The 3696-nt window shown below is 69.0% G+C and carries 4 protein-coding genes; all 4 read right to left on the bottom strand.

Going from position 1 to position 3696, the window contains the following annotated elements:
- Positions 1–72: 72 nt before the first annotated feature.
- Positions 73–1473, bottom strand: a complete 1401-nt coding sequence (locus tag ACFWE2_RS24995; protein WP_377226910.1) for an FAD-dependent oxidoreductase — start codon at positions 1471–1473, stop codon at positions 73–75.
- A gap of 137 nt (positions 1474–1610) precedes the next feature.
- The gene (locus ACFWE2_RS24990; protein ID WP_377226909.1) at positions 1611–1835 is read right to left on the bottom strand and encodes a hypothetical protein; all 225 of its coding nucleotides are present in this window, start codon (positions 1833–1835) and stop codon (positions 1611–1613) included.
- Positions 1832–2644: a hypothetical protein gene (locus ACFWE2_RS24985; RefSeq protein WP_377226908.1), complete on the bottom strand. Its 813-nt coding sequence runs from the start codon at positions 2642–2644 to the stop codon at positions 1832–1834. The genes ACFWE2_RS24990 and ACFWE2_RS24985 overlap by 4 nt, the downstream gene beginning before the upstream one ends.
- Positions 2644–3612, bottom strand: a complete 969-nt coding sequence (locus tag ACFWE2_RS24980) for a hypothetical protein (RefSeq protein ID WP_377226907.1) — start codon at positions 3610–3612, stop codon at positions 2644–2646. The genes ACFWE2_RS24985 and ACFWE2_RS24980 overlap by 1 nt, the downstream gene beginning before the upstream one ends.
- Positions 3613–3696 lie beyond the last annotated feature (84 nt).

Here is a 3696-nt window from a genome sequence, read left to right as displayed (position 1 = left end):
GGTATCCCTCCGGTGACACCGGGAGACTCGGACAGGCGCTCTACTTCGCGGACCTACTTCGGTCGCGGACGGTCAGGCCTGGGACCTGGCGATCGTCACCATCTCGTCGCGGGGGACGACCTTGATCCGCTCGCGGCCCTCGGCCTCACCGAGCGCCCGCTCGTGCGCGTCCAGGAGCTCCCAGCCCGCCCACTCGACGTACTCGACGCCCTTGCCTGCGAGGAACTCCAGGATGGCCTCCGGCGCACCCTGCGGCGCGGTCCGGCCGGCGTCCAGGTCGCCGGGCGCCTCGCCGTCGGCCACACCGGTGACGTCCTCGACGAGGTGGCGGATGGTCTCCGACGCGTCGGACTTGGTGTGGCCGATGAGGCCGACCGGGCCGCGCTTGATCCAGCCCGTCGCGTACACGCCGGGGACCTGGTTGCCGTCGATGTCGACGACCCGGCCCTCACGGTTGGTGATGACGCCCTTGACGTCGTCGTACGGGATCTCCGGCAGGGACGAGCCGAAGTAGCCGACCGCGCGGTAGACGGCCTGGACCGGCCAGTCGATGAACTCGCCGGTGCCCTTGACCGTGCCGTCGCCCTGCAGCGCGGTGCGCTCGGTGCGGAACCCGACGACCTTGCCGTTCTCGCCGAGCACCTCGGCGGGAGCGTGCAGGAAGTGCAGGTGCAGCCGGCGCGACGCCGTGTTCTGCGCCGGGTCCTTGAGCGTCCAGTCGACCAGGGTCTTGACGACCTGCTTGGTCTGGTTCGACGAGTTGATGGCGGCCTCTGAGCCCTCGTCGAAGTCGAAGTCCTCCGGGTACACGACGATGTCGACGTCGGGCACGTGGCCGAGCTCACGCAGCTCGAGCGGCGAGAACTTGACCTGGGCCGGGCCGCGGCGCGCGAACACGTGCACGTCGGTGACCGGCGAGGCCTTCAGGATCTCGTGCACGTTGGCCGGGATCTCGGTCGGCAGCAGGTCGTCCGCGTGCTTCGCGAGGATGCGCGCCACGTCGAGGGCGACGTTGCCTGCGCCGATCACCGCCACCTGCTCCGCCTCCAGCGGCCAGGTACGCGGCACGTCGGGGTGGCCGTCGTACCAGGAGACGAAGTCGGCGGCACCGTAGGAGCCGTCGAGGTCGATGCCCGGGATGTTCAGGTCGGCGTCCTTGATGGAGCCGGTCGAGAAGATGACGGCGTCGTAGAACTGGCGCAGGTCTTCGAGCTTCACGTCCACGCCATAGTCCACGTTGGCGATCAGGCGCACGTCCCCACGGCTCAGCACCTTGTGGAGCGCGACGATGATCTGCTTGATGCGCGGGTGGTCCGGGGCCACGCCGTACCGCACCAGACCGAACGGCGCGGGAAGGCGCTCGAACAGGTCGATGCTCACGTCGAGGTCGGTCTTGGACAGGATGTCGCTCGCGTAGATGCCGGCAGGGCCGGCGCCGACGACGGCGACACGCAGGGGTCGGGTGGTGCTCACGAAGGGGCGCCTTCCGGTCGAGAGGTCAGGAGAGGAAGCGAAGGCCGCTGACGATTCTACCGAGTGAGTAAGGCGCGCCTCACCCCCGCTCAGGGGGTGGACGTGACGTTCGTGTGAGGATCGGCGCCCAGCAGGGGCTAGCGCCCCTGCTCGCGCTCGCGCTTGACCTTGTCCGCCCGACGGCGGAGCTCAGCCCTGCCGAGCGCGTTGTAGATGGCGTCGACCACCGCCATGGTGAGCGCGATCCCACCCAGGGCACCGGCGATCACCGCCACCGGGATGAGGCTCAGCACGCTGGAGAGCACAGCGACCACCACGAGCCCCAGACCGATCCAGAGGCTCCACCTGCCGAGGCCGCTCATGCGGGAACCACCTCGGCGGGTAGCGCGCGCAGTCCGCGTGAGCTCACCTCTTGCAGCGAGTACGTCACGGGCTCGCCGGCCGGGTCATGCTCCGTGCCGCGCAGCACGTGGACACCGTGCGGTCCTGCGTAGACCGACGCGTTGAGCAGCTCGTCGCTCCCGCGGGCCACGCCCGACACGATGCTCACCGCCACGGCCTCCTTGAGCTGCGGCAGGCTCGGGACGGCCGCCTGAAATGCCTCGGCCGTGTAGCTCTTCGCGGCTGTGCCGAGCAGTGCGGTGCCCGTGGGGTCCAAGAACTTCTCGAACCGCTCGCCCAGCAGGGCCTCGGGGTACACCGAGAAGACGTGGTGCCCTTGGCCGGAGACCTCCTCCTCGAGCACGACGTCCCGGCCTTCCTCGTGGTGCAGGTAGGCGAACAGCCAGTCCTTGCCGTTCGAGCTCGTCCGCTCGACGGAGACGATCTTCTGGGCCGTGCGCCGGAGCACGAGCGGACCGGTGATGCCGGGATGCGCCTTGATCTTGATGATCTTGGAGCCGCTCTCGTCGGTCTCGGCGGGCACGACCAGCTCCCGGGAGGCCATCGACCGGAGCGCTACCCGACCCATCAGAGCTCGGTCGGCCTCACCCTGGGCGTCGATCCACGGAGTGGGCACGAGCTGCTCGTGCTCGGGTCCGTCGAGGATCATCACCTCCTCGTCGGTGAGGATCACGACTCCGAGGACCTCGCCGTCGCGCGCTTGCGCGAGCGTCGTCCGTGCCGCTTTCACGTCGTCTGCGGAGAACCGCATAGGCTGTTGTTCGCTCATCAGAACAAGCCTCCCACAAAGTCACCGACGGCTCCGGCAGCATCGCCGATCGCGTCGCCGACGTCGCCGGCCACGTCCTTGGCACCCTCCCAGGCGTCGCTCGCGAACTCGCCCACCTCCTTGACGCCGTCAGCCAGGTACGGCAGCGGGTCGGAGGCGAACGCGGAGATCGTGTCCCAGTTGTCGTAGATCAGGTTGCCGAGCTCCCAGGCACCGACGACAAGTCCTGCGCCGACGGCGATACCGATTCCGACGGGGCCGGTGAACGCCGCAGCACCCATGAACATGCCGATCGTGGCCACACCACCGACAGCGCCGACGCCGCCCATGACCCGGTCGACCCCGCCGCGCCAGCCGTCGTACCGAGGGTTGATCATCTGATCGACTCCGCCGATCACGCCGAAGACGCCGCCGGCCGCACCCATGAACTTACCGGCGGTGCCCAGCCGGCCGACGATACCCATGCCGTCGGCGAGCATCCCCTGCCGGATGAAGGCGGTCGCGGACGCCGCCGCATCACCCGCCGTGTTCAGCGCGCGCGAGAGGTTGAGCAGGTTGCGGCCGTACTTGAAGGTCTGCCATCCCGCCAGTCCCGTGGTGACGAGCCCGGCACCGGTCGCGATCACGTCGAAGACGCTGCCCGGCCGGTTGTTCTCCCCCGCTACCTCGACGCCGCCACCAGGACCACCGTTGTACTCGTTCGACGTGGTCTCCTGCGCGTCGGCGTTGGCGCGCACGGTCGAAGCGATGTCGCTGAGGGCCGTGGCCGTGTCCCGGAGCTTGACCAGGTGGCTGCCGGTCCACTCCGCACGAAAGCTGTCCGCGTCGGGACCGCTCCAGCCGTCCTCCTGCGGGGTCGCGGCCTCGACGACCGTGACGATCGTGTCGAGCGTCCCGCTGCCCTCGTCGAACTTGTCGGCAAGGAGACGCAGCGCCTCGATATCGGCGCCATACATGCTCCCGCTCACGTGGTCCTCCTCGTGTCTCGCCACCGACAGGTTCGGATGGCCGCTCAACCCCTACTGATCCCTACTGATCAAGGGATGCGGGAC

This window comes from Promicromonospora sp. NPDC060271, from assembly GCF_042726755.1.
Taxonomy (GTDB): domain Bacteria; phylum Actinomycetota; class Actinomycetes; order Actinomycetales; family Cellulomonadaceae; genus Promicromonospora.
Note: the sequence above shows the minus strand (reverse complement) of the source record. Positions and strands in the feature narration are given on the sequence as shown.